General features: G+C 72.1%; 21 protein-coding genes. 12 read left to right on the top strand and 9 right to left on the bottom strand.

Annotated elements, in window-relative coordinates:
- Positions 1-48 precede the first annotated feature (48 nt).
- The 8 genes from MTO99_RS05960 to pepN (MTO99_RS05925) all read right to left on the bottom strand — a co-directional run bounded on the left by MTO99_RS05960 (position 49) and on the right by pepN (MTO99_RS05925) (position 10,991).
- On the bottom strand, positions 49-528 hold the full coding sequence (locus tag MTO99_RS05960) for a globin (RefSeq protein WP_243557788.1): 480 nt from the start codon (positions 526-528) through the stop codon (positions 49-51).
- A complete protein-coding gene (locus MTO99_RS05955; RefSeq protein WP_243557786.1) occupies positions 525-1,646 on the bottom strand; it encodes a mechanosensitive ion channel family protein in 1,122 nt (373 codons plus the stop codon). The genes MTO99_RS05960 and MTO99_RS05955 overlap by 4 nt, the downstream gene beginning before the upstream one ends.
- A gap of 11 nt (positions 1,647-1,657) precedes the next feature.
- Positions 1,658-4,408: an aminopeptidase N gene (pepN, locus tag MTO99_RS05950; protein WP_243557784.1), complete on the bottom strand. Its 2,751-nt coding sequence runs from the start codon at positions 4,406-4,408 to the stop codon at positions 1,658-1,660.
- A gap of 34 nt (positions 4,409-4,442) precedes the next feature.
- The gene (locus MTO99_RS05945; protein WP_243557782.1) at positions 4,443-5,192 is read right to left on the bottom strand and encodes a response regulator transcription factor; all 750 of its coding nucleotides are present in this window, start codon (positions 5,190-5,192) and stop codon (positions 4,443-4,445) included.
- Positions 5,189-6,523 carry a sensor histidine kinase gene (locus MTO99_RS05940; RefSeq protein ID WP_243557780.1) on the bottom strand — a complete coding sequence of 445 codons (1,335 nt, stop codon included), beginning with the start codon at positions 6,521-6,523 and terminating at the stop codon, positions 5,189-5,191. The genes MTO99_RS05945 and MTO99_RS05940 overlap by 4 nt, the downstream gene beginning before the upstream one ends.
- Before the next feature lie 10 nt (positions 6,524-6,533).
- Positions 6,534-7,397 (bottom strand): ABC transporter permease, encoded by an 864-nt coding sequence (locus tag MTO99_RS05935; RefSeq protein WP_243557777.1) that lies wholly within the window; start codon positions 7,395-7,397, stop codon positions 6,534-6,536.
- Positions 7,394-8,305: an ABC transporter ATP-binding protein gene (locus MTO99_RS05930; protein ID WP_243557776.1), complete on the bottom strand. Its 912-nt coding sequence runs from the start codon at positions 8,303-8,305 to the stop codon at positions 7,394-7,396. Before MTO99_RS05930 ends, MTO99_RS05935 begins: the two co-directional genes overlap by 4 nt.
- A gap of 121 nt (positions 8,306-8,426) precedes the next feature.
- Positions 8,427-10,991, bottom strand: coding sequence for an aminopeptidase N (pepN, locus tag MTO99_RS05925; RefSeq protein ID WP_243557775.1), 2,565 nt, complete (start codon positions 10,989-10,991; stop codon positions 8,427-8,429).
- A gap of 119 nt (positions 10,992-11,110) precedes the next feature.
- On the opposite strand from pepN (MTO99_RS05925), the gene MTO99_RS05920 reads away from it, so the two are divergent.
- From MTO99_RS05920 to MTO99_RS05890, 7 genes are all read left to right on the top strand, one after another.
- The gene (locus MTO99_RS05920; protein ID WP_243557774.1) at positions 11,111-11,617 is read left to right on the top strand and encodes a ribose-5-phosphate isomerase; all 507 of its coding nucleotides are present in this window, start codon (positions 11,111-11,113) and stop codon (positions 11,615-11,617) included.
- A gap of 2 nt (positions 11,618-11,619) precedes the next feature.
- Positions 11,620-12,639, top strand: a complete 1,020-nt coding sequence (locus MTO99_RS05915) for an Fpg/Nei family DNA glycosylase (RefSeq protein WP_243557773.1) — start codon at positions 11,620-11,622, stop codon at positions 12,637-12,639.
- 17 nt (positions 12,640-12,656) lie between these two features.
- Positions 12,657-13,322 carry an FMN-binding negative transcriptional regulator gene (locus tag MTO99_RS05910; protein ID WP_243557772.1) on the top strand — a complete coding sequence of 222 codons (666 nt, stop codon included), beginning with the start codon at positions 12,657-12,659 and terminating at the stop codon, positions 13,320-13,322.
- On the top strand, positions 13,319-14,827 hold the full coding sequence (locus tag MTO99_RS05905; protein ID WP_243557771.1) for an amidohydrolase: 1,509 nt from the start codon (positions 13,319-13,321) through the stop codon (positions 14,825-14,827). Before MTO99_RS05910 ends, MTO99_RS05905 begins: the two co-directional genes overlap by 4 nt.
- A gap of 96 nt (positions 14,828-14,923) precedes the next feature.
- Entirely contained in the window at positions 14,924-16,462 is a 1,539-nt protein-coding gene (locus MTO99_RS05900) for a multicopper oxidase family protein (protein ID WP_243557769.1), read from the top strand.
- On the top strand, positions 16,452-17,897 hold the full coding sequence (locus tag MTO99_RS05895) for a sensor histidine kinase (RefSeq protein ID WP_243557766.1): 1,446 nt from the start codon (positions 16,452-16,454) through the stop codon (positions 17,895-17,897). The genes MTO99_RS05900 and MTO99_RS05895 overlap by 11 nt, the downstream gene beginning before the upstream one ends.
- A 99-nt stretch (positions 17,898-17,996) precedes the next feature.
- Positions 17,997-18,641: a LuxR C-terminal-related transcriptional regulator gene (locus MTO99_RS05890; RefSeq protein WP_243558979.1), complete on the top strand. Its 645-nt coding sequence runs from the start codon at positions 17,997-17,999 to the stop codon at positions 18,639-18,641.
- A 43-nt stretch (positions 18,642-18,684) separates the two neighbouring features.
- Here the strand turns inward: MTO99_RS05890 and MTO99_RS05885 are convergent, their stop codons facing one another.
- Positions 18,685-19,170: a Dps family protein gene (locus tag MTO99_RS05885; RefSeq protein ID WP_243557764.1), complete on the bottom strand. Its 486-nt coding sequence runs from the start codon at positions 19,168-19,170 to the stop codon at positions 18,685-18,687.
- Positions 19,171-19,349: 179 nt separating this feature from the next.
- On the opposite strand from MTO99_RS05885, the gene MTO99_RS05880 reads away from it, so the two are divergent.
- The 5 genes from MTO99_RS05880 (at position 19,350) to dhaK (ending at position 24,722) form a co-directional block, all read left to right on the top strand.
- A complete protein-coding gene (locus tag MTO99_RS05880; RefSeq protein ID WP_243557762.1) occupies positions 19,350-21,134 on the top strand; it encodes a hybrid sensor histidine kinase/response regulator transcription factor in 1,785 nt (594 codons plus the stop codon).
- Positions 21,135-21,417: 283 nt separating this feature from the next.
- Positions 21,418-22,278 carry a class II fructose-bisphosphate aldolase gene (locus MTO99_RS05875; RefSeq protein WP_243557761.1) on the top strand — a complete coding sequence of 287 codons (861 nt, stop codon included), beginning with the start codon at positions 21,418-21,420 and terminating at the stop codon, positions 22,276-22,278.
- 1 nt (position 22,279) lies between these two features.
- Positions 22,280-23,089, top strand: coding sequence for an HAD-IA family hydrolase (locus tag MTO99_RS05870; protein ID WP_243557759.1), 810 nt, complete (start codon positions 22,280-22,282; stop codon positions 23,087-23,089).
- On the top strand, positions 23,086-23,730 hold the full coding sequence (gene dhaL, locus MTO99_RS05865) for a dihydroxyacetone kinase subunit DhaL (RefSeq protein ID WP_243557757.1): 645 nt from the start codon (positions 23,086-23,088) through the stop codon (positions 23,728-23,730). Before MTO99_RS05870 ends, dhaL begins: the two co-directional genes overlap by 4 nt.
- Complete coding sequence (dhaK, locus tag MTO99_RS05860) at positions 23,727-24,722, top strand: dihydroxyacetone kinase subunit DhaK (RefSeq protein ID WP_243557755.1); 996 nt, start codon at positions 23,727-23,729, stop codon at positions 24,720-24,722. Before dhaL ends, dhaK begins: the two co-directional genes overlap by 4 nt.
- Positions 24,723-24,844 lie beyond the last annotated feature (122 nt).

Genomic DNA, 24,844 nt, shown 5'->3' with positions numbered 1-24,844 from the left:
CGGGTGACTCCTTCGTCTGGGGGTGGGCAGGTCGGGTGGGGACGGGCGTCAGTCGTCGAACGTGTTCACCATCGCGAAGGCGGCGCGCTGCAGGTAGTCCCACAGCGTCTCCTCGTGCAGCGGCGACAGCTCCAGCGAATCGACCGCGTGGCGCATGTGCGCGAGCCAGCGGTCGCGGGCGTCGGGATTCACCCGGAACGGCTGGTGGCGCAGACGCAGACGCGGATGCCCCCGCTCGGCGCTGTACGTGCCGGGACCGCCCCAGTACTGCTCGAGGAACAGCTGCAGGCGGCGCTTGGCCGGCCCCAGATCCTCTTCGGGGTACATCGGCTTCAGCACCGGGTCGTCGGCGACGCCGCGGTAGAACACGTCGACGAGGCGCTCGAACGTCGCATGGCCGCCGACCTGCTCGAAGAACGACGGCCCGAGCGCGGCGCCGTCGTCGCTGCCGCGCAGCGGCACCGGAGCGGGCCGCACCGACGCGGGCGGCACCGACGGCGGAACCGCGGACTGGGATGCTTCGCTCATGAGGCGCCTCCGTTCGTGCTGCCTGGCGGCGGGGTCTTCGGTCGCGGGCTCCGCTTCGGGCGGCGGCCGGATGCCGCGGCTCCCGTCGAGGCATCCGATGCCCCGCCGGCGAGCACCGCGTTCGGTGCGGTCCGCGGCGGGCGCGCGCCCTTCACCCGGGTCGCCCCGTCGAAGCCGGTGAGCACGACCGCGTTCAGGCTCGGCAGCTGCACGTCCATCTCGTCGAGTGCGCGCTTCAGCCGCACGCGCAGTTCGCGCGCGATGTCGTCCTTCGCGGAAGTGCGCACCTTCATCACGATGCGGATCACCATCGCCTCGGCCGAGATCGACTCGAGGCCCCACACCTCGGGCTTCTCGAGCACCCGCGAGCGCCACTTCGACGTGTGCGCGAGCTCGGTCGCCGCCTTCAGCATCTGCGCTTCGACGGCGTCGATGTCGGCGTCGTACGGCACGGCGAGGTCGACGATCACGCGCGCCCAGCCCTGCGACATGTTGCCGACCCGCAGGATCTCGCCGTTGCGCACGAACCAGAGCGTGCCGTTCACGTCGCGCACCGTGGTGATGCGGATCCGCACCTCCTCGACGATGCCGGTCGCGGGGCCGAGGTCGACCACGTCGCCGACGCCGAGCTGGTCCTCCACGACCATGAAGATGCCGTTCAGCACGTCCTTCACGATGTTCTGCGCACCGAAGCCGAGGCCGGCGCCGATCGCCGCCGACAGCAGCGCGAACGAGCCGAGGATCGAGGTGTCGATCACGTTCACCAGCATCAGCACGACCACGATGAACAGCGTCACGTTCACGATGTTCGACAGCACGGTGCCGAGGGTGCGGGTGCGCTGCACGAGGCGCACCGCAGCCAACGGCGACGCCTGCAGCGCCTGGGTGTCGGTGACGTCCTGCTTGGCCTTCACCCCCGTGACGATGCGGTCGACGGTGCGGTCGATCACGAAGTGCAGCAGCCAGCGGATCAGCAGTGCGATCGCGACGATGACGATGATCGCGACCAGCTTGCCGACGATGATGCCCCAGTGCTCGCTCCACCAGGTCGCGAGGTCGCTCCAGAACCCCGCGTCGAGCGGGGTCTCGTCGGGCGCAGGCTCCGCGAAGATGACCATGGCTGGTGAGTCTAGTTCGCGACGGCTGGGAGCTCGGTGGCCGTCGCGCGCTCGGCGGATGCCGCGTCGAGGGCGCGCGCGGCGATGGCGCGCTCGAGCTCGGCGAGATGCTCGGCGACGTACCGGCGCAGCGGTGCGGGCTCGGGATTCGCGTCGAGCCAGGCCCGGGTCAGCGTGGCGAGTTCGGGGTCGATGAGCGGCGCCGGGTACAGCCGCCGCACGATGAGCGAGCCCATCGTGAACCCGCGCTCGGCCCAGACCTTCTGCAGCATCGCGAAGTACCGGCGCACGTTGGTCGTGAGCAGCGTCGCGGGCTCGGCGCGAAGCCAGCCGTCGGCGATCGCGCGCGCGAGGTCGTTCGAGAGCGTCGCGTCGGTCGCGACGCGCTCCCACGCGGCATCCTTCACCGCCTGGTCGGGGCGCGCGGCGCGGGCGGTCTCGGCGAGCTGCCGGCCCTTGGCGGTGTCGTCGTCGGCGAGCTGGGCGGCGATCTCGTCCTCGGTCGCCGCGCCCAGCGCGGCGCGCGCGATGAGCAGCTCCCAGCGCAGATCGAGGTCGACGGCCAGCCCGTCGAGCGCGACCGACCCGTCGGCGAGGGAGGCGAGCACCTGCGCGTGCGACGCGGTGGCGGCGAGCCGGGTGAACGCCTTCACGAACTGCAGCTGCGCGTCGGATCCGGGCTCGGCGAGCTGCGCCTGCGCCCAGATCGCATCGCCCGCGTCCGCCGCGAGCTGCGTGCGCCGGTCGTCGGCGACGTACCGCGACAGCGCGGTCTCGAGCCGGCCGAGCGCCAGGCTGCGCGCCGCCGACTGCGTTTCGCGCCCGATGCCGCGCAGCACGAGCTCGACGAACTCGCTCGCCGGCAGCTCCGCGTCGCGCACCGCGTCCCACGCTGAGCCGAGCACGACGGCGCGTGCGACCGGGTCGACGAGGTCGCCGAGGTGCTCGACCGCGGTCTGGAACGACCGTGCGTCGAGCCGCACCTTCGCGTAGGTGAGGTCGTCGTCGTTCACGAGCAGCAGGTCGGGCGCGGCCAGCCCGACGAGTTCGGGCACCGGGGTGGATGCCCCGTCGACGTCGAGCTCGACGCGGTGCTCGCGCACCAGGCGGTCGCCGTCGAGCCGGTAGCAGCCGACCGCGAGGCGGTGCGGTCGCAGGGTCGGGTGGTCGGCGGCCGCGGACTGCTCGATCGTCGCGGACGTGATCGTGCCCGAGGCATCCGTCTCGATCACCGCGCGCAGCGTGTTCACGCCCGCGGTCTCGAGCCAGACCTCGCTCCACCGGGTGAGTTCTCGCCCGCTCGCGCGCTCGAGCTCGTCGAGCAGGTCGCGCAGCGTCGCGTTGCCGCCGCCGTGGCGGGAGAGATACGCGCCGACGCCGCGCAGGAACGCGTCCAGGCCCACCCACGCGACGAGCTGCTTCAGCACCGACGCGCCCTTGTCGTAGGTGATCGCGTCGAAGTTGACCTCGACGTCGGCGAGGTCGCGGATCTCGGCGACGATCGGGTGCGTCGACGGCAGCTGATCCTGCTCGGCCGCGTGCGTCTTCTCGTCGCTCGCGAACGTCGCCCAGACGCCCGTGAACTCGGTGATCTGCGAGGTCGCGAGCGTCGACGCCCAGGTCGCGAACGACTCGTTCAGCCACAGGTCGTTCCACCACTTCATGGTGACCGCGTTGCCGAACCACATGTGGCTGAGCTCGTGCAGCACGACGATCGCGCGCTGCTCGCGACGCGCGTCGGAGACCCGCGACCGGAACAGGTACCCCTCGTTGAAGGTCACCGCGCCGACGTTCTCCATCGCGCCCCAGTTGTACTCGGGCACGAAGATCTGGTCGTACTTGCCGAACGGGTAGGCGACGCCGAACGCGCGCTCGTAGAACGCGAGGCCGTCGCGCACGAGCTCGAACATCACCTCGGGTTCGGCGTACCGGGCGAGCGAGCGGCGGGTGAACAGGCCGAGCGGCACCTCGCGGCCGTCGACGCTCGCGGCGCTGTCGCGCCAGCTCGCGTACGGGCCTGCGACGATGGCGACGATGTAGCTGGAGATCACCGGCCCCGGTTCGAAGGCCCAGGTGGCGGATGCCTCGCGGCCTGAGCTGGTCGAAGGGTTCCCTGAGCTGGTCGAAGGGTTCCCTGAGCTGGTCGAAGGGCTCCCTGAACTGGTCGAAGGGCTGCCTGAGCTGGTCGAAGGGCTCCCTGAGCTTGTCGAAGGGGGGCTCGCTTCGACAGGCTCAGCGAGCTCGACAGGCTCGGCGGCGACCGGGTCGGGCGAGGGCGCGTTCGACAGCACCGTCCAGTGCGCGGGCGCGGTGATCTCGAACCGCACCGACGCCTTCAGATCGGGCTGGTCGAACACCGCGTACACCCGGTTCGCCTCGGCGACCGCGAACTCGGTGTAGAGGTACGTCTCGCCGTCGACGGGATCGACGAACCGGTGCAGCCCCTCGCCGGTGTTCGAGTATGCGCGGGTCGCGACCACGCGCAGCTCGTTCTCGGCGACCAGATCGTCGAGTCGGATGCGCGACCCGTCGATCGCCTCAGCCGCGTCGAGGGCCCGGCCGTTCAGCACCAGCTCGTGCACCTCGACCGCGGTCGACTCGATGAACGTCGACGCACCGGGCTCGGCGCCGAATCGCACGACCGTCTCGGATCCGAACGTGTCGCCGCCGCCCGTGAGGTCGAGAGCGACCTCGTAGCTCGGCCCGGTGATGAGCCGGGCCCTCGCGTCTGCCTCGGCTCGGGTCAGGTCGGCAGCGGGCATGGGCGTCCTTCCGTGTCGCGTTCGCCCGGCCAGCCTAGTCGCCGGTCGCGGGCGTTCCGGATGCGCTGCCGCCGGCGTCTGCGGGAAGCAGGCCGTGCTCGTACGCGATGATCACGAGCCGAACCCGGTCGCGCGCGTCGAGCTTCTGCAGCAGCCGGCCGACGTGCGTCTTGACCGTCGACTCGGAGAGGAAGAATCGCTCGGCCAGCTCGGTGTTGTTCAGGCCCTCGCCGATCGCGACGAGGATCTCGCGCTCGCGGGGCGTGAGCGCGGCGATCACGGATGCCCCGCCGGCGTCGGCTCCGGCGGCCCCGCGTGCATCGCGGGCCGCCCCGCCGTGCGGTTGCGGCGCGGGCAACCGGTCGGCGAACAGCTCGAGCATCCGCCGCGTGACCCGCGGCGAGAGCGCGGCCTCGCCCGCGTGCACCGTGCGGATCGCCGCGACGAGCTCGTCGGGTCGCACATCCTTCAGCAGGAACCCGCTGGCACCGGCGCGGATCGCGGCGAACGCGTACTCGTCGAGGTCGAACGTCGTGAGCACGAGGATGTGCGGGGCGCCGGGTCGGCGGGCGATCGCGGCGGTCGCCTCGATGCCGTCCATGTCCGGCATGCGCACGTCCATGAGCAGCACGTCGGGGGATACGGTGCGCACGAGCTCGATCGCCTGAGCGCCGTCCGCGGCTTCGCCCACCACCTCGATGCCGGGCTCGGCCGAGAGCACGAGCCGGAACCCGGTGCGCACCAGCGCCTGGTCGTCGACGAGGCCCACCCGGATTCCGCTCATGCGTCTCCACCTGCTTCCTCGCGCACGCCGGCGCGACCGTCGGCCCGCAGCGTCGCGTGCAGGCGCCACCCGGTGCGCGGTCCGGGCCCGGCCTCGACGGTACCGCCGTAGAGCGCGACGCGCTCGCGGACGCCCGCGAGCCCGCGGCCCGCGCCCGTCGTGGCGGGCACGTCGCGGGCGGCGGGCGCGTCATCCTCGACGAGGACGTCGACGATGCCGTCGTGGGCGGCCACCGTCACGTCGACCCGGGAGGCGCCGGACGCGTGGCGCAGCACGTTCGTGAGCCCCTCCTGCACGATGCGGTACACCGTGAGCCCGAACGCCGAGTCGTGGGGTGCGACCCCCGAGGTCGTCAGCCGCACCGGAAGGCCGGCGTCGCGGAACCCGTCGACGAGTTCGGGGAGTCCGCCGGCATCGGGCTGCGGGTGACGCTCGGCCGGAGCATCCGGACCGGTGAGCACCCCCAGCATGCGACGCATGTCGCCGAGCGCGTCGCGACCGGTCTCGGCGACGATGCGCATCCCGGCGGCGGCCTGCTCGGGGTCGCGGACGGCGGTCGCGGCGGACCCGTCGGCGAGCGTGATCATGACGGTGAGCCCGTGCGAGACGATGTCGTGCATCTCGCGGGCGATGCGCGCGCGTTCGGCCGCGGCGGCCAGGCGGGCCTGCTGGTCGCGTTCGCGCGCGAGGTCGTGCGCTCGGGCGATGAGCGCGTCGAGGTAGCGGCGACGGTTGCCGACGGTCACGCCGATGAGGGTCGCGATCAGCGTTCCGACGACCGCCTGCGAGGTCATCGCGGGCGGTCCGTCGCGGTCGATCAGCCCGTCGGGGATCGCCTGGACGAACTCGAGCCACACGGCGAGGCAGGTCGCCGCGACCGAGACCGCGACCGACCCGGCGAACCCGATCCAGGCCGCCCTCGTCGAGCGGTAGACGCCGAGCCCGTACAGGGCGAGCAGCACGGGCAGCGCCTCGACCGAGCCGGTCACCGCGACGGCCAGGCACACCGCCCAGGCGACCACGAGCACGAGCCACGGTCGCGTGCGCCGGAAGAGCAGCAGGCAGACACCCGCGGCGAGGATGCCCGCCGCGTGCACGACGCTCGTCCACGCGGGGGGCGTCACCGGGGTGGCGCCGGCTGCACTGACGGTGGCGACGGTCACGGTGGGCAGCACGTAGACGGCCGCGACCAGGGCGTCCACGAGCCGCGGATGCCTCGCCCAGAACCTGCGGATGAAGCCGGGCGGCTTCGGCAGACGCAGTGCTCCCCCGACCGCCGTCTCGGGCAGGTCGGGGGAGCGTGCGCCGTGCGCCGGATCGGCGTTCGCCATGGAGTGGATGCTACGCGTCGCGCCGCTTCAACAGTGTTGCGCCGCCGGCGAGGGACGCCGCCACCCAGCCGAGCACGATGGCCAGCCCCTGCCACGCGTCGGGATCGGTCGCGGCGGCGGCCGGCTCGTTCAGCGACCCGTTGAAGATCGCGAAGCCCGCGGTCGACAGCAGGTAGGGCAGGAGGTCCTGCGCCCACTGCGCGGGAATGAGCTGCAGCACGGTCGGCAGGAGCATCATGATCCCGAGCACGACCGCGATGCCGCCCGCGCTCGAACGCAGCATCGTGCCGACGCCGAGGGCGAACACCGCGACGAGTGCGAGGTAGAGGGCGCCGCCCAGCACGGTGAGGACGACACCGGGGTCGGCGAGGTCGGCCGACACGCCGCCCGATCCGAGCACGATCGATGCCGCGGCGAACGCCGCGCCGAGCGCGACGACGCCCACGACGAACGTCGCGACGAACAGCACCGCGGCCTTCGCCCAGAGCGCTGCGAACCGGCGGGGCACCGCGGCGAGCGTCGACCGGATCATGCCGGTCGTGTACTCGCCGCTGATCGCGAGCACGCCGAGCACGCCGACGACGAGCTGGCCGAGGTAGATGCCGACCATCGACGCCTGCAGCACGGCCCGGGTCTGGTCGGCGGCGGGCAGCGCGCTGAGATCGCCCGCCACCACGCCGTCGCGCATGCTGAACGCCATGATGACCGCGATGCCGACGGCGACGACGATGACCACGAGGTACGACCAGACGGTCGAGCGGAGGCTGCGGAGCTTGATCCACTCCGAGCGCAGCACGCCGCCGAAGCCGAGCGAGGTGCGCGGTGCGGGTCGCTGCGCGGGGCGGCCGGTCGGTTCGGTGGTGATGGCGGTCATCGGAGTGCCTCCGTACGGTATTCGACGACGTCGGACGTGAGGGCCAGGTAGGCCTCCTCGAGCGACGCGTGCTGCGGGGTGAGTTCGTGCAGTGCGAGCGCGTGCTGCGCGGCGAGGTCGCCGATGACGGATGCCTCGACCCCCGTCACGTCGAGCACGCCGGCCTCGGCGCGGAGCACCGCGACGTCGGGCGCGGCGAGCAGGTCGGCCAGCTGCGAGGCGTGCGGCGACCGCACCCGGACCCGACGGCGGGTGCCCGCCTCGATGATGTCCGCGACCGGTGCGTCGGCGATGATCTCGCCGCGCCCGAGCACGACGATGTGGTCGGCGGTCTGGGCCATCTCGCTCATCAGGTGCGATGAGAGGAACACCGTCCGCCCCTCGGACGCGAGATGGCGGACGAGCTGGCGCACCCAGAGGACGCCCTCGGGGTCGAGCCCGTTGACGGGTTCGTCGAGGATGACGGTGGCCGGGTCGCCGAGCAGGGCGGCCGCGATGCCGAGCCGTTGGCCCATGCCGAGCGAGAATCCGCCGACGCGCTTGCGTGCAACCGATTCGAGTCCCGTGAGCTCGATGACCTCGCGGACTCGGCTGCGGCCGATGCCGTGGGTCGCGGCCATCGCGAGCAGGTGGTTCTCGGCGGTGCGACCGGTGTGCACGGCCTTCGCGTCGAGCAGCGCGCCCACCTCGTGGAGCGGTGCGCGGTGCTCGGCGTACGGCTTGCCGTTGACGGTCACGGCGCCGGCGCTCGGGCGGTCGAGGCCGACGATCATGCGCATCGTGGTCGACTTGCCGGCGCCGTTCGGCCCGAGGAATCCCGTGACGACGCCCGGTCGCACGGTGAAGGTGATGTCGTTGACGGCCGTCTTGGCGCCGTAGCGCTTGGACAGCCCGGTGGCGGTGATCATGTCGTCGACGCTACGCAGCGGCGACGGCCGGCACATCGGCCGTGAGGACGGTTCGGGGCGCCGGCGGGTGGTACCGAGGTACCACTCCGCCGGCGCCCCGAGGCCGACGTCGCAGATGCGGTCAGGCCTGCGCGTCACGCTCCTGCGCGGTGAGCGCGCGCTCGACGCCGGCGAGGTGCTCGACGATCAGGCGGCGCAGCGCGGGTGCGGCCTCGGCGTGCGCGTCGAGCCAGGCGCGGCTCGCGGCGGCCAGGTCGGCGTTCGCGAGGGGCGCGGGGTAGAGCAGGTCGACGATCTTCTCCGCGATCGCGTAGCTGCGCTCCTCCCAGATCCGCTCGATGACGCCGAAGTAGCGGTCGACGAACGGTGCCAGCAGTGCGGTGTCGTCGGCGCGCAGGAACCCGGCCGCGGTCTCGCGCACCACCGAGTTGCTCGCGGTGTCGCTGTCGACGAGCGACGCCCAGGCGCGCTCCTTCGCTGCGGCGGTCGGGATGGCGGCACGGGCGTGCGCGGCCGCTTCGCGACCGGTCGCGGTGTTGTCGTCGGCGAGGCGCGCGTCGATCTCGGCGTCGCCGGCGCGACCGGCCGCGACCAGGGCGCGCAGCAGCTCCCACCCGAGGTCGGTGTCGATCTCGAGCCCGTCGAGCGCGATCGAGCCGTCGGCGAGGCCCGCGAGCGCGTCGACGTTCGTGCCGGCCTCGGCGATCGCGGCGAACGACTTCACGAACTGGAACTGGGCGTCGCTGCCGGCTGCGGCGGCCTGCGCGAGCGCCCAGAAGCCGTCGGCGAGCCGACGGCGCGACGCGGCGCGCTCGGCCGGCGCCACGTACGAGCTCGCGGCCAGGATCGCGTTCGCGAGCACGATGCGCAGCGTCGTCGACTCGGTCTCGCTCGCGATGTTGCCGAGCACCAGGTCGAGCCAGTCGCTCGCCGGGGTCTCGCCGTCGCGGGTCGCGTCCCACACGCTGCTCCAGACCAGCGCGCGCGCCAGCGGGTCCTCGATGGCCGACAGGTTCGCGATGGCGACCTGCTGGGATGCCTCGTCGAGGCGGATCTTCGCGTAGGCGAGGTCGTCGTCGTTCACGAGGATCAGGTCGGGGCGGGCGAGGCCGACGAGCTCGGCGACGTCGGTGCGCTCGCCGTCGACGTCGAGCTCGACGCGGTGCTCGCGCACCAGCTTGCCGTCGCGCAGCTGGTAGAAGCCGATCGCGAGCCGGTGCGGGCGGATCGTCGGGTAGTCGGCGGGCGCCGACTGCAGCACCGCGAACGAGGTGATCGTGCCGGTCTCGTCGGTCTCGAGCTCGGGGCGCAGGGTGTTCACGCCCGCGGTCTCGAGCCAGACATCCGACCAGCCCGACAGGTCGCGGCCGCTGGCGACCTCGAGCTCGGCGAGCAGGTCGGCGAGCGTGGTGTTGCCCCACGCGTGCTTGCGGAAGTACGCGCCCACGCCCGTGAAGAACGCGTCCACGCCGACCCACGCCGCCAGCTGCTTCAGCACCGAGCCGCCCTTGGCGTAGGTGATGCCGTCGAAGTTGACGAGCACGTCCTCGAGGTCGTTGATCGTCGCCGAGATGGGGTGCGTCGACGGCAGCTGGTCTTGACGGTACGCCCAGGTCTTCTCCATCGAGTTGAACGTCGTCCACGCGTTCACCCACTCGGTGGCCTCGGCGGTGGCGATGGTCGACGCCCACTCGGCGAACGACTCGTTCAGCCACAGGTCGTTCCACCACTTCATGGTGACGAGGTCGCCGAACCACATGTGGGCGAGCTCGTGCAGGATCGTGACGACGCGGCGCTCCTTGATCGCGTCGGTCACCTTCGAGCGGAACACGTACACCTCGGTGAAGGTGACGGCGCCCGCGTTCTCCATCGCGCCGGCGTTGTACTCGGGCACGAAGAGCTGGTCGTACTTGTCGAACGGGTAGGCGACGCCGAACTTGCGCTCGAAGTACTCGAAGCCCTGCTTGGTCTTCTCGAAGATGTAGTCGGCGTCGAGGTACTGCGAGAGGCTCTTGCGGCTGAACACGCCGAGCGGGATGACCCGCCCGTCGGAGCTGGTGAGCTCGTCGCGCACGACATCGTAGGGCCCGGCGATGAGCGCGGTGATGTAGCTCGAGATCCGCGGGGTGGGGCCGAACGCCCAGGTCGCGCGCTCCTGTCCGTCGGCCGAGGCGCCCGCGGCGACCGGCTCGGGCGTCGGCTGGTTCGAGACGACCTGCCAGTGCGCGGGCGCGGTCACGGTGAACCGGAACGCGGCCTTCAGATCGGGCTGCTCGAACACCGCGAACATGCGGCGCGAGTCGGGCACCTCGAACTGCGTGTAGAGGTAGACCTCGCCGTCGGACGGGTCCTCGAAGCGGTGCAGGCCTTCGCCCGTGTGCATGTACCGGCCGTCGGCGTCGACGACGAGCACGTTCTCGTCCTGCAGGTTCGGCAGCGCGATGCGCACGCCGTCGCTGACCTCGGCGGGGTCGAGCGCGACGCCGTTCAGGGTCACCGAGTGCACGGCGGCCGTGATGGCGTCGATGAAGGTCGAGGCACCCGCCGTCGCGGCGAAGCGCACGGTCGTCGTCGACCGGAACACGTCGGGGCCCGTCGTCACATCGAGCACGACGTCGTAGTCGTGGACGGTGACGAGGGCGGCGCGCTCCTCGGCTTCTGAGCGGGTGAGATTGTCTCCGGGCACGGGGTCTCCAGTCGATTCGATCGGATGCATCGGGGCTGCGGCTTCTGGCCGCACGCACCGCGAACCAGCCTAAGCCAGGGGTGCATTCGGGGCACCTGTCGCGTCCCTAGACTTGGTGCATGCGCATCCACATCGCGACCGACCACGCCGGCCTCGAGTTCAGCCGCACGCTCGTCGACCATCTGACCAACGGCGGTCACGAGGTCGTCGACCACGGCCCCGCCGAGTACGACCCGCTCGACGACTACCCGGCGTTCTGCATCAACGCGGCGCACGCGGTCGCGCGCGATCAGGCCGCGGGCGTGCGCGCGCTGGGCGTGGTGTTCGGCGGGTCCGGCAACGGCGAGCAGATCGCGGCCAACAAGGTGCGTGGCATCCGGGCCGCCCTGGTGTGGAGCATGGACACCGCGATCCTCGCCCGCCAGCACAACGACGCGAACGTCATCTCGATCGGTGCGCGCCAGCACACCGTCGAAGAGGCGATCCGCTACATCGACGCGTTCATCGCCGAGCCGTTCTCGGGCGACGAGCGGCACGTGCGCCGCATCGCCCAGCTCGCCGAGTACGAGCAGACCGGCGACATCGCGGGCAAGGGCGTCGACGTCGTCGCCCCCGACGCGGAGTAGTCGTGCCCGAGGGCCACTCCGTCCACCGCATCGCCCGGCAGTTCGAGCGCAACTTCGTCGGGCACGTCGTGCACGCGTCGAGCCCGCAGGGCCGGTTCGCGGCCGGTGCGGCCGAGCTCGACGGGCGGCGGATGACCCAGGCCCGCGCCGTGGGCAAGCAGATGTTCCTCGGGTTCGAGGGCGACGTGTGGCTGCGCGTGCACCTCGGCATCTACGGCGCGTGGGACTTCGCGGGCGACATCCTGCTGGACGCCACGATCGCGTCCGCGAACGGGCGCATGGGCCAGACCAACCAGCGCGGCACGTTCGTCGACGGTCCGAACCCCGACGCCGTGGCATCCGAGTCCCGGGTGTTCGACGCGGCCGGGGAGAACTCGGTCACCTCGATCGGCGCACCGCGGCGCACCCGGCTGCGCATGTCGGAGTCCGAGAAGGAGGGCGGCGGCCTCGAGTCGTTCCCGCCCGAGCCCGTCGGCCAGGTGCGGGTGCGCCTGCTGACCGAGACGGTGTGCGCCGACCTGCGCGGGCCGACCGCGTGCGAGGTGCTCGACCCCGCGCAGGTCGAGCAGGTCGTCGCGAAGCTCGGCCCCGACCCGCTGCTCGACGACGGCGACGCCGCCGAAGACCGCTTCACCGCGGCCGTGCGACGGCGCGGCGTGCCCATCGGACTGCTGCTCATGGACCAGAACGTCGTCGCCGGGATCGGCAACGTGTACCGGGCCGAACTGCTGTTCCGCGCGCGCCAGAACCCGCACACGCCGGGCCGCGACGTGCCCGAGGAGCACGTGCGGCACCTCTGGCGCGACTGGGCGAAGCTGCTGCGCATCGGCGTCGAGACGGGCCAGATGATGACGATGGACGACCTCGACCCCGACGCCTGGCGCGCCGCGATGGCGAACCGCGCCGACCGGCACTGGGTGTACAAGCGCGAGGGGCTGCCGTGCCGGGTGTGCGGCACGAACATCGCGCTCGAAGAGATGGGCGCCCGCAAGCTCTACTGGTGCCCCTACTGCCAGGCCTGACCCGAACCGAGGACCCGATGCGACAGAACCCCAGCTTCACCCTCGCGAGCGAGGACGGCGTGAAGCGACTGATCCGCGAGCATCCGTGGATGACCCTGGTCAGCATGACGGATGCCTCGGGCCTGGTCGCGAGCCACTACCCGGTGCTGCTCGACGAGGACGCCGACGGCATCGTGCTGCTCACGCACGTCGGCCGCCCCGACGAGATGCTGCACGAGCTCGGGCGTCACGAGCTGCTCGTCATCGTGCAGGGCCCGCACGGGTACATCTCACCCGGGTGGTACGACGCGAACCCTGCGGTGCCGACCTGGAACTTCGTCGTCGCGCACCTGCACGGCACGCCCGAGATCCTCTCCGACGACGAGAACCTGCGTGTGCTCGAAGACCTCGTCGACCGCTTCGAGGACGCCATGCCCGAGCCGCGCCGGATGCGCGGCACCGCCGAGAACTCGGTCTACGCCGACCGCATCGCCGCGGGCACCGTGGGCCTGCGCATCCCGATCACGCGGTGGACCGCGAAGAACAAGATGAGCCAGAACAAGCCCGACGCCGTCGTCGACCGCATCATGACCGAGCTCGACGGCGACGGCCCGTATGCGAGCCCCGCGCTCGCCGACGAGATGCGGCGCACCCACACGGCGCTCCGAGCCGGTCGCGCGGCTCGGGCCGAAGGCGCGGAGTGAGCGGGGTCGATCGCGCGCTCGTGCTCGCCGGCGGGCGGCTTCCCGGCCGCGATGCGCCGGTCGACGTGCACGTCGTCGACGGTGCGATCGCCGCGATCGCACCGGCCGGCGTCGCGCCCGAGCCCGAGGGCGCCGATCGGGTCGCGCTCGGGGGCCGCTTCGTCATCCCCGGGCTCTGGGACCGCCACGTCCACATGTCGCAGTGGGCGATGGCGGCCCGCAGGCTCGACCTCGCCGCTGCCGAGAGTGCGGCAGCGACCGCGGCACTCGTGGCGGCATCCGTGGAGGGCGGCGCGACCGAGCTGATCGGCTTCGGCTACCGCGACGGGCTCTGGCCGGATGCGCCCGACCTCGGACTGCTGGACCGGGTGTCGGGCGACGTGCCGGTGGTCCTCGTCTCGGCCGACCTCCACTCGTGCTGGCTCAACTCGGCAGCAGCCCGACGGCACGGGGTGGTCGCGGCCGCCGGCACCTCCGGGCTGCTTCGCGAGGACGACTGCTTCGCCCTCGTGCGCGCGCTCGACGACGTGCCCGCCGATGTGCTCGACGCCTGGGTCGCCGATGCCGCAGCCGCCGCGGCTGCCCGCGGCGTCGTCGGCGTCGTCGACTACGAGATGCGCTGGAACCGCGACGACTGGGCGCGCCGCGTCGGCGGCGGGCTCGATCTGCTGCGGGTCGTGTTCGGCATCTACCCCCAGCACCTCGACCGCGCGCTCGACGAGCGGCTCCACACCGGCGACCCGGTGCCCGGCACGCACGGGCTCGTCACCGTCGGCGGCGCGAAGGTCATCACCGACGGGTCGCTGAACACCCGCACCGCGTGGTGCTTCGACCCCTATCCCGGTCTCGGGGCCGACGAGCACCCTCACGGGCTCGCGACCGTCCCCTACGACGAGCTCGTGCCGCACCTGCGCCGCGCCCACGCCGGGGGCATCACGCCCGCGGTGCACGCCATCGGCGACCGTGCCAACGCCCGGGTGCTCGACGCGTTCGAGGCGGTCTCGCCGGGCGGATGGCACGGCCGGGCGACCATCGAGCACGCGCAACTGCTCCGCCACGAGGATGTCGCCCGCTTCGCGGCCCTCGGCGTCGTCGCGAGCGTGCAGCCCGAGCACGCGATGGACGACCGCGACGTGGCCGACCGGTACTGGGCCGGGCGCACCGACCGAGCGTTCATGCTCGCCGAGCTCGCCGCCGCGGGCGTCGAGCTCGCGCTCGGGTCGGATGCCCCCGTCGCCCCGCTCGACCCGTGGGTCGCGATCTCGGCCGCGGTCGGGCGCGCCCGCGACGGACGCGAGCCGTGGCATCCCGAGCAGGCCGTCGAGGCACGCGTCGCGCTCGCCGCATCGACCGACGGCGCCGGCCACGAGGTGCGCCAGGGCGTGCGCGCCGATCTCGCGGTCGTCGAACTCGATCCGCTCGCCGTCCCCGCCGACCGGCTGCGCACCATGCCGGTCGCGGCGACCCTGCTCGGCGGCCGGTTCACGCACTCGACGCTCGGCTGAACACACGCACGACGGACGCGGGCGGGGGATATCCCCCGCCGCGATCCGGTCGCCGGCCGGATGGCTCGCCGAGCCGGCGCCGCCGAGGCTGGAACCATGCTTCGCACCACCACGCTCCGCAGACCGCGCGCCGCGGTCGCGGCCGGCACCCTGCTCACGGCCACCGCAACCGCCGTCGCCGTCGGGCTCTCGGGATGCGGGCTCGCGGTCCCGGCGCCGATCTCGACGATCGGCGACGTCGCGTTCGACCGGCCGCTCGCCATCCCGCCGCTCGCCGAATCGCACATCGACGCCGACGGCACCCGCGTGTTCTCGCTCGACGCGCAGGCGGGCACGACCGAGTTCGAACCCGGCGTGCCGAGCGACACGTGGGGCTTCGACGGCTCGTACCTCGGCCCGACCCTCGTCGCCGAGCGCGGCGAGCACGTGCGCGTCGACGTGACCGACTCGCTCGACGAGCCCACGACGGTGCACTGGCACGGGATGCACCTGCCCGCCGCGATGGACGGCGGACCGCACCAGATGGTCGACCCGGGTGCGACCTGGTCGCCCGAGTGGACGATCGACCAGCGCGCCGCGACCCTCTGGTACCACCCGCACCCCCACGGTGCGACCGAGTCGCACGTGCGCCGGGGCCTCGCCGGCCTGTTCCTCCTGCACGACGCCGACGAACGCGCGCTCGGCCTGCCGTCGGAGTACGGCGTCGACGACGTACCCGTCATCGTGCAGGACACCGAGTTCTCCGCCGACGGCCGGCGCGAGGACCCGCAGCGCGGATACGCGGGCGGCCTCGGCGACGAACTGCTCGTGAACGGCACCCGCGGCCCGTACCTCGAGGTCTCCGACGGCCTCGTCCGGCTGCGGCTGCTCAACGCCTCGACGGCCCGCACCTACGGATTCACCTGGTCGGACGGCCGGCCCGTCGAACTGATCGCGACCGACGGCGGGCTGCTCGAAGCATCCGTCGCCCTCGACCGGGTCGTGCTCTCACCGGGTGAACGCGCCGAGGTGCTGCTGCGCCCGACACCGGGGGAGCGGGTCGTGCTGCGCAGCGAACTCACCGCGGAAGCGGTCGGGTCGAACCGCGTGATCGCCGCGACCAACGGCGACGCCGACTCGTTCGACGTGCTCGAGGTGCGTGCCGCCGACGTGCTCGACCCGGCGCCGTCGCTGCCCGCGCAGCTCGCGTCGAACCCGCCGTTCGACCCCGCCGAGGTGGCCACCACCCGCCGGTTCGTCCTCGACGACAGCTTCGAGATCAACGGACACGCGATGGACCTCGGCCGCGTCGACGAGACCGTCACGGTCGACACCCTCGAACGCTGGGTCGTCGAGAACGACACCGACCTGCCGCACAGCTTCCACGTGCACGACGTGCAGTTCCGCATCGCCACGATCGACGGCGCCGCACCGCCGCCCGAGCTCGCGGGCTGGAAGGACACCGTGCGTCTGCGCCCGCACGCCGAGTACGAACTGCTCCTCCGCTTCGAGGACTACGCCGACCCGGCGCATCCGTACATGTACCACTGCCACCTGCTGTGGCACGAGGACCAGGGCATGATGGGCCAGTTCGCCGTCGTCGAGCCCGGTCAGCGTGCGACGATGACGGAAGGAACACCACACCATGGCCACTGACTCGACGACCGCGGGCGCTGCGCCCGCCGCGCCCGCCATCGCGCCGGCCGAACCCGCTGCGGCGACCCCGCGGCGCGGCTACGGCGCGCTCTGGGCGAGCGTGCCGCGCGAGCTCGGCTTCCTCATCCTCACCATGCCGATCGCGATCACGGGGCTCGTCGTGGTCTCGACGGTGTTCTTCACCGGCGTCGGCATGATCGCCCTCGTGGTGGGCATCTTCCTCATGATCGCCGCGTTCTTCACCGCGCGCGGGTTCGGGACGCTCGAACTCGTCCGACTGCGCTGGGCGGGGCGCTCCGAGATCCGCCGGCCCCAGTGGCCGCGCACCGACGGCACCGGTGGGTTCTGGCGTGCGACGTTCAGCCCGTTCATCGACGGCCACTACTGGCTGTACCTGCTGCACACGCTGGTCGTGAACCCCATCGTCAGCATCTTCTCGTGGACCGTCACGATCGCCTGGGTCTCGGGCGCCCTCGGCGGACTCACCGGCTGGATCTGGCAGCCGTTCATCCCCGCCGACGACCGCGGGTTCTGGCTCAACCAGTGGATCCTCGACCGCATCGCCCCCGGGACGGCGAGCCTGGTCGACCCCGTCGCGGGCGAGCGCGTCCTCGAACTGCTCCTCGGCGTGATGTTCCTGCTCACCCTGCCGCTCGTGTTCCGCGGCTTGACGCTCATGCACGACGGCGTCGCGCGCGGCATGCTCGGCGCGTGGCGCTCGGAGGCCCTCGAGCGCGAGGTCGCCGAACTGTCCGCCTCCCGCGGCGCCGCGGTGCAGGCCGAGGATGCCTCGCTGCGACGCCTGGAGCGCGACATCCACGACGGCCCGCAGCAGCGACTGGTGCGCCTCCAGATGGACCTCGCGTCGATCGAACGCCGACTCGACCAGGACCCCGAAGCGGCACGCGCCCTGCTCGCCGAGGCCCGAGACCAGGCCCGCGAGACGCTCGACGAACTCCGCGCGCTCTCACGCGGCTTCGCCCCGCCGCTGCTGCAGGACCGCGGGCTGGGCAGCGCGTTGGGCGCGCTCGCGGCGCGCAGCCCCGTCACGGTCGCCTTCGACAACGGGCTCGGTGCGGATGCCTCGCTGCCGGCGCCGATCGAGCGCAACGCGTACTTCATCGCCGCCGAACTGCTGACCAACGTGGCCAAGCACTCGGAGGCGACGGCCGCGCGGCTGCGTGTGCAGACCCGCGCGCTCGCCGACGGCACGCACTGGCTCGATCTCTGGGTCACCGACAACGGCCGCGGCGGCGCGAGCGTCGCCGCCGGGCACGGGCTCGCCGGGCTCGACGACCGGGTGCGGGGCCTGCGCGGCGTCCTCGTGGTCGACAGCCCCGAGGGCGGGCCGACCGTCGTCGGCGCGCACATCCCGTTCCAGCCGGTCGGCGCCGACTCCGGAGCATCCGAACCGGTGACGCCGCCGACCGCCTGAGCCGAGGCGGCGCCGGCCGGCGATGCGCCGGCCGCTCCGCCGCTCCGCGCGCCCGGCCGATACGCTGGCCGGGTGACCGCAGCCGCCTCGCTCCGCATCATGCTCGCCGAAGACTCGGTGCTGCTGCGCGAAGGCCTCGTGCGCCTCTTCGACGAGGCCGGGTTCGAGACGGTCGGGGCCTTCGGCGACGCCGACGCCCTGCTCGCCGCGCTCGACGACTCCGCCCCGGGCGCCCCCGCGCCCGACGTCGTGGTGCTCGACGTGCGCATGCCGCCGACGTTCCGCGACGAGGGGGTGCGCGCCGCGATCGAGCTGCGTCGGCGTCGCCCCGGGCTGGGCGTCCTGCTGCTCAGCCAGTACGTCGAGGGCACCTACGCCGACGAACTGCTCTCGTCGGGCGACGGCGGCATGGGCTACCTGCTGAAAGACCGGGTGGCGTCGCTCGACGAACTCCGCGACGCCGTCGAACGGGTGAGCACGGGCGGCACCGTGCTCGATCCGGTGGTGGTGCGCGAGCTCCTCGGCCGGCGCGGCGACCCGCTCGCCCGGCTCACCCCCCGCGAGCGCGAGGTGCTCGAGCTCATGGCCGAGGGCCGCACGAACGCGGCGATCGCGAACCGGCTGTTCATCGGCATCGGTGCGGTCGAGAAGCACGTCACCGCCATCTTCCAGAAGCTCGCCCTCGAGGACTCGGGCACCGATCACCGACGGGTGCTCGCGGTGCTCGCCTGGTTGCAGCGCTGAGGCCCGCCACCCCTGCGGATGACGGGCCTCGACGAGGGTGCCGCTACTGCTTCGCGACGTGCGCCGAGAGGAACCAGCGGTCCTTGTCGATGCCGCGGCGGATCTCGATCGCGACGTCCTGACTGGACGGGTCGAGCTCGGCCAGGCCGTCGATCGCCGCGTTGAGCTTCTCGGTGACGAGGTCGATCTGGGCGACCACCTCGGCGATCGTCTCGTCGTAGTTCTGGAACCCGAGCTTCGGGTTCACCGCGCCGCTCTTGCCGGCGACCGTCGCGAGGCGGCCGTCGATCGGCAGCCCCAGCGCGATGACCCGCTCGGCGACCTCGTCGCCCCACTCCTGCGCATGCGCCACGACGTCGTCGAGCAGCTCGTGCACGGCGATGAAGTTCACGCCGCGGACGTGCCAGTGGGCCTGCTTGCCGTTCACCGCGAGCGCGACGAGTTCGTGCAGCACGGGGGTGAAGAACTGCGCGACCCCCGCCGCGACGTCGGCCGACCCTGTCTTCGGTGCGGTCTGGATGTCGGTCATCGGTCCACCTTCCCTGGTCTGATGTCTGGTGCAACGCTACGCGGATGCCGCGGTATTTCAAGGAAGGGAAGGCTCGGCTGACATGCGGCGACACGCGGGCCGCGTGGCATCCGATGCTGGCCGTCCTGTCCATACAGGCGCATGATGTCCGTGGACGAACGGCGTCGATGAGGATGGCCATGAACCCTGCGAACCCCCACACGAGTCTGCGCGGCGACCCGAGATTCGACGCGCTCATCACGATGGCGGCCGACCTCGCCGGCCGCTTCGACCCGCAACGCCTGCTGGAGCGCATCCTGCGGCACACGATGGCGCTGCTCGACTGCGACAGCGGCTCGATCTGCACCGTGGACGAGGCCGCCGGCACCTACCGCAAAGAGGTCGACCTCGGCGTCGGATGCCTCTCGGGGCGCACCTTCCCGCTCGACGAGGGCGTCACCGGCGAGGTGGTGCGCGCACGCCGCCCGGTCGTGTTCGACGAGTACGCGCACGTGCGCGGCGGGCACATCGCCGCACGCGACCGCAGCGAACTGCACGGCGTGATCGGCGTGCCGATCCTCTCGAACGGCGCGATCATCGGCACCTGCGTCGTGTTCAGCCGCGACCCCGACCGGCGCTTCACCGAGGCCGACGTCGCCCTCGTCGAACTCTTCGCCACGCACGCGGCGATCGCGATCGCGAACGCCCGGCTGCACGCGCTCGCCGCCGACAAGGAACGCCAGGCGGCGGTGCTCGCCGAACGCGAGCGCGTGATGCGCGACGTGCACGACACCGTCGGCCGAGGACTCGCGACCGTGCTGCTGCACCTCGACGACGCCGAACGGGCGATCGGCCGCGCCGACGACCCCGTGGGGGCGCTCGGGCGGGCGCGATCGGCTGCACGCACCGCGCTCACCGAGACCCAGCGCAGCGTGCTCGGCTTCGACCCCGGCCTCACCGACGCCGCCGCGCTCGCCGAAGCGGTGCGCCTCGAACTCAGCTGGATCGAATCCGCCGCGGGCGTGGCGACCCGGCTGATCGTCATCGGCGATCCCGTCGCCCTGCCGCCCGAGACGGGGCGACAGCTGCTCCGCATCGTGCAGGAGGCGCTCACGAACGTGCTCGAACACGCGGGCGCACGGACGGTGCGCGTCGGGCTCGTCTACGGCGGGCACACGGTCTCGGTGCTGATCGAGGACGACGGGCGGGGCTTCGACGTCGCGTCGGTCACGGCCGAACCGCGGCGTGCGCTGGGTCTGCAGGGGCTGCTCGCCCGCGCCCAGCACCTCGGCGGCACGTTGCAGATCGAGTCGTCGCTCGGCTGGGGGACGCGGATCCGAGCGGAGGTGCCGCGATGGCCCGCCGTCGACTCCGAACGCACCCGCTGGCGGGTGCTCGTCGCGCACGAGCACGAACTGGTGCGGGCGGGGCTCGTGCGGGTGCTCAGCGATCAGGAGCCCGACATCCAGGTCGTCGGCGAGGTGTCGGGGTCGCGCAACGTGGTCGAGGCGTATGAACTGCTGCGACCGCATGTCGTCGTCGCCCCGCTCGACCACCCGCACGTCGACGGGGTGCAACTGACGGCCTACCTGCGCGCCGTCGACCCCGACGCGGCGGTGGTGCTGCTCGTGCCGTCGTTCAGCGACGAGCGGCTGCGCGGCGCCGCGCAGATCGGCGCGACCGGGTTCGTGGAGGAGCACACGGATGCCGCGGGGCTCGTGCGCGCGGTCGTCGCCGCCGCACGCGGCGACACGCTGCTCACGCCCGAGGTGTTCAGCCTGCTCACCGCGCCCGACGACCCGCTGCTCACCCCGCGCGAGCGCGAGGTGCGCGATCTCGTGGCCCGGGGTCTTCCCGACAAGCAGATCGCGGTGCTGCTGCGCATCTCGGTGAAGACCGTCGAGAAGCACGTCGGCGCCATCCTGCGCAAGACCGGCGCGGCGAACCGCACGGAGCTCGCCGGCCTGCGCCGCGAAGCCCCCTGAGCTTGTCGAAGGGGTTCGTGTGTGCGCTCCCTGAGCTCGTCGAAGGGGTTCGTGCCCGCGCTCCCTGAGCTTGTCGAAGGGGTTCGTGCCCGCGCTCCCTGAGCTCGTCGAAGGGGCTCGCATCCGCCCCCTGAGCTCGTCGAAGGGCAGTCTCGCTTCGACGGCCTCAGCGAGCGGTGCGCCGGGCGTATGGAGGATTCCCCTACCACCCGGTAGGGGAATCTCGCATGGGGGCGCCGTCGCGCCCGTGTCAGCCTTGCAGCGCGAAGACGAGGAGGTCGGCATGCCGGTGGTGAGCCTGAAGGAGATCGTGGATCGCGCGTTCCGGGAGCGCTACGGGGTGCCCGCGATCAACATCGTGAACGACCTGACCCTCGAAGCGGTGCTCGCGGGCGCCGTCGAGGCCCGGTCGCCCGTCATCGTGCAGACGTCGGTGAAGACGGTGAAGTCGATCGGCCTCGACGTGCTGTGGTCGATGTGGACCTCGATGACCGAGGGCATCGAGGTGCCGGTCACCCTGCACCTCGACCACTGCCCCGAGCGGCAGGTGATCAGCGACTGCCTCGCCCGCGGCTGGAACTCCGTGCTGTTCGACGCATCCACCATGCCCGTCGAGGAGAACCAGCGGCAGACGGTCGAGGTCGTCGCCGAGGCCCGCGGCTACGGCGCCCACGTCGAGGGCGAGATCGAGGCCATCAAGGGCGTCGAAGACGGCATCGGCAGCGACACCGACCCGCGCCGCCACACCCTCGAGACGTCGATCGAGTTCATCGAGACCACCGGCGTCGACGTGTTCGCGCCGTCGATCGGCAACGCGCACGGCGTGTATTCCTCGACGCCCGACCTCGACTTCCAGCGCGTCACCGACCTCGTCGAGGCCACCGGCGTGCCGATCGCCCTGCACGGCGGCAGCGGCATGACCGACGCCCAGTTCAGCGACCTCATCTCGCGCGGCTGCGCCAAGGTGAACATCTCGACCGCGCTGAAGATCGAGTTCATGAAGGCGAACCTCGCGTTCCTCCGCGGCGCGGAGGAACAGGACAAATGGGATCCGCCATCCCTGTTCCGCGACGTGCGCCAGCACATCGTCGACCTGACCACGGGCCTGGCCGCGAAGTTCGGCAGCGCCGGGAAGGCGTGGTGACATGCCCGCCCTCATCTTCGACTGCGACGGCGTGCTCGCCGACACGGAGCGCAACGGGCATCTGCCCGCGTTCAACCGCACCTTCGCCGACGTGGGCCTGCCGGTCGAGTGGAGCGACGCGGACTACGCCGTGAAAGTGCGGATCGGCGGCGGCAAGGAGCGCATGGCGAGTCTGCTCACGCCCGAGTTCGTCGCCGCGAACGGCCTGCCGGCCGACGCCGACGGCCAGCGCGAGCTCCTCGCCGACTGGCATCGGCGCAAGACCGCGATCTACACCGAGCTCGTGGCATCCGGCGCCCTTCCCGCCCGACCCGGCATCGCACGCATCAGCCGCCAGGTCGCCGAGGCCGGATGGCTGCTCGCCGTCGCCTCCACCTCGGCCGAACCGTCGGTGCGGGCCGTGCTCGAGCACGCCGTCGGCGCCGAAGCCGCCGCCGGCTTCCGTGTATTCGCGGGCGACATCGTCGCGCACAAGAAGCCCGCCCCCGACATCTACGAACTTGCGTTGCGCGAACTCGGCATCGGATCCGACGACGCCGTCGTCATCGAGGACAGCGGCAACGGCGTCGAAGCGGCCGTGGCCGCAGGCCTACGCACCGTCGTCACCGTGAGCGCGTACACCGTCGACGAGGACTTCTCCGCGGCATCCCTCGTGCTCTCCTCGCTCGGCGACGATCACGAACCCGCGCGCGTGCTCGCCGACCCCTTCGGCATCGCGCCGGGCGACGAGGTCGGCCTCGCCGACCTCGTCGCCCTACTCGACCACCCGCTTCCGCACCCCACGACCGACGCGACCCAGGAGGACCGATGACGAGCATGCCCGACGTGGAGTTCGTGGTGCGCACGATCGCGCAGACCGCGGTCGACAACGAGACCTACTTCGGCGACCTCGACTCGGTCGTCGGCGACGGCGACTTCGGCTACTCGCTCGCCCGCGGCTTCGAGATCGTGCTGAGCGACTGGGACTCGTACGACCGCGCCGACATCTCGACGTTCCTGCAGAAGGTCGCGATGGCGATCACCGGGCGCATCGGGGGCACCTCCGGCCCGATCTGGGGCACCTCGTTCCTGCGGGCGGCCGGAGCGGTGCGCGGCAAGGACGACCTCGACGGTGCGGACGCGGTCGCGATGCTGCGCGCCGCGATCGAGGGCATCAAGGCGAGGGGCCAGGCGGATGTCGGTGACAAGACCCTGCTCGACGCACTCGTGCCGACGACCGACGCCATCGAGGCCGCACTCGCCGACGGGAAGTCGAGCGATGAGATCGTCGCGCTCGCCGCGACCACCGCGCGGGCATCGGCCGACGCCACCACGCCGATGATCGCCAAACGCGGCCGGGCCGCATACACGGGCGAACGCAGCATCGGGTCTCCCGACGCCGGCGCGGTCGCCGTCGCCGTCATCTTCGAGGCGCTCGCCTCGTCCTGGCAGGAGAGAGAGGAACGCAAATGAAGAAGTTCGTCAACGACCCGAAGCAGTACGTCCCCGAGATGCTGAAGGGGCTCGCGCTGGCGAACCCCGACACCCTGACGTACGTGCCCGAGTACAACCTCATCATGCGCAAGGACGCGCCGAACGAGAACAAGGTCTCGGTCATCCAGGGCTCGGGGTCGGGCCACGAGCCCGCCCACGTGATGGTCGTCGGCAAGGGCATGCTCGACGGGGCGTGCCCCGGCGACGTGTTCGCGGCGCCGCCGATGGACTACGTGTACGAGACCACGAAGCTGCTGAACTCGCCGAAGGGCGTGCTGCTGCTCGTGAACAACTACACCGGAGACCGGATGGCCTTCGACATGGCGCAGGAGATGAGCCTCGCCGACGGCGTGAACGTGCGCACCCTGTTCATCGACGACGACGTCGCCGTGCAGGACTCGACGTACACGGTCGGTCGCCGCGGCGTGGCGGGCAACTTCTTCGTCATCAAGGCCATCGGGGCGGCCGCCGAAGCGGGCGCCGACCTCGACGAGCTCGTGCGCATCGGCGAGAAGGTCAACTCGGTCACCCGCACGATGGGTCTGGCGCTCACCGCCTGCATCCCGCCCGCGAAGGGCGCCCCGCTCTTCGAGCTCGGCGACGACGAGATCGAGATCGGCGTCGGCATCCACGGCGAGCCCGGCCGGCGGCGCGCGAAGATCGCGCCGAGCGACGAACTCGTCGACATCCTGCTCGAGCCCGTCGTGGCCGACCTGCCGTTCGCCAGCGGCGACCGGGTCGCCCTCATGGTCAACGGCCTCGGCGGAACCCCGATCAGCGAGCTGTACATCGCGTACGGCCACGCCCACGAGGCGCTCGCCGCGAAGGGCATCGAGGTGGTGCGCAGCTACGTCGGCGAGTACTGCACCTCGCTCGACATGGCGGGCGCCTCGGTCACGCTGGTGAAGCTCGACGACGAGATCGAGCGGCTGCTGGATGCCCCGGCCGAGATCGGGTACCGCGTGTTCTGAGCGGGGCTCGGGCTCTGGCTCGGGCTCGGTGCGAGGCGACGCGAACGGCCGGCCCGCGGATGCGGAGCCGGCCGTTCGAGCGCACCTGCTCGGTGCTCTGGAGGGGATGACGGGAATCGAAC

Origin of the sequence: Agromyces larvae (assembly GCF_022811705.1) — a bacterium.
In the GTDB taxonomy this organism is placed as follows: Bacteria; Actinomycetota; Actinomycetes; order Actinomycetales; family Microbacteriaceae; genus Agromyces; species Agromyces larvae.
Note: the sequence above shows the minus strand (reverse complement) of the source record. Positions and strands in the feature narration are given on the sequence as shown.

What these genes read in the sequence shown, in the direction of transcription:
- MTO99_RS05935 (WP_243557777.1), bottom strand. Translation starts at nt 7,397, where the DNA reads ATGACCGCCATCACCACCGAACCGACCGGCCGCCCCGCGCAGCGACCC.
- dhaL (WP_243557757.1), top strand. Translation starts at nt 23,086, where the DNA reads ATGACGAGCATGCCCGACGTGGAGTTCGTGGTGCGCACGATCGCGCAG.
- MTO99_RS05870 (WP_243557759.1), top strand. Translation starts at nt 22,280, where the DNA reads ATGCCCGCCCTCATCTTCGACTGCGACGGCGTGCTCGCCGACACGGAG.
- MTO99_RS05875 (WP_243557761.1), top strand. Translation starts at nt 21,418, where the DNA reads ATGCCGGTGGTGAGCCTGAAGGAGATCGTGGATCGCGCGTTCCGGGAG.
- MTO99_RS05940 (WP_243557780.1), bottom strand. Translation starts at nt 6,523, where the DNA reads ATGGCGAACGCCGATCCGGCGCACGGCGCACGCTCCCCCGACCTGCCC.
- MTO99_RS05930 (WP_243557776.1), bottom strand. Translation starts at nt 8,305, where the DNA reads ATGATCACCGCCACCGGGCTGTCCAAGCGCTACGGCGCCAAGACGGCC.
- MTO99_RS05885 (WP_243557764.1), bottom strand. Translation starts at nt 19,170, where the DNA reads ATGACCGACATCCAGACCGCACCGAAGACAGGGTCGGCCGACGTCGCG.
- MTO99_RS05945 (WP_243557782.1), bottom strand. Translation starts at nt 5,192, where the DNA reads ATGAGCGGAATCCGGGTGGGCCTCGTCGACGACCAGGCGCTGGTGCGC.
- MTO99_RS05895 (WP_243557766.1), top strand. Translation starts at nt 16,452, where the DNA reads ATGGCCACTGACTCGACGACCGCGGGCGCTGCGCCCGCCGCGCCCGCC.
- pepN (WP_243557784.1), bottom strand. Translation starts at nt 4,408, where the DNA reads ATGCCCGCTGCCGACCTGACCCGAGCCGAGGCAGACGCGAGGGCCCGG.
- MTO99_RS05880 (WP_243557762.1), top strand. Translation starts at nt 19,350, where the DNA reads ATGAACCCTGCGAACCCCCACACGAGTCTGCGCGGCGACCCGAGATTC.
- MTO99_RS05920 (WP_243557774.1), top strand. Translation starts at nt 11,111, where the DNA reads ATGCGCATCCACATCGCGACCGACCACGCCGGCCTCGAGTTCAGCCGC.
- MTO99_RS05890 (WP_243558979.1), top strand. Translation starts at nt 17,997, where the DNA reads ATGCTCGCCGAAGACTCGGTGCTGCTGCGCGAAGGCCTCGTGCGCCTC.
- MTO99_RS05900 (WP_243557769.1), top strand. Translation starts at nt 14,924, where the DNA reads ATGCTTCGCACCACCACGCTCCGCAGACCGCGCGCCGCGGTCGCGGCC.
- MTO99_RS05910 (WP_243557772.1), top strand. Translation starts at nt 12,657, where the DNA reads ATGCGACAGAACCCCAGCTTCACCCTCGCGAGCGAGGACGGCGTGAAG.
- dhaK (WP_243557755.1), top strand. Translation starts at nt 23,727, where the DNA reads ATGAAGAAGTTCGTCAACGACCCGAAGCAGTACGTCCCCGAGATGCTG.
- MTO99_RS05960 (WP_243557788.1), bottom strand. Translation starts at nt 528, where the DNA reads ATGAGCGAAGCATCCCAGTCCGCGGTTCCGCCGTCGGTGCCGCCCGCG.
- MTO99_RS05955 (WP_243557786.1), bottom strand. Translation starts at nt 1,646, where the DNA reads ATGGTCATCTTCGCGGAGCCTGCGCCCGACGAGACCCCGCTCGACGCG.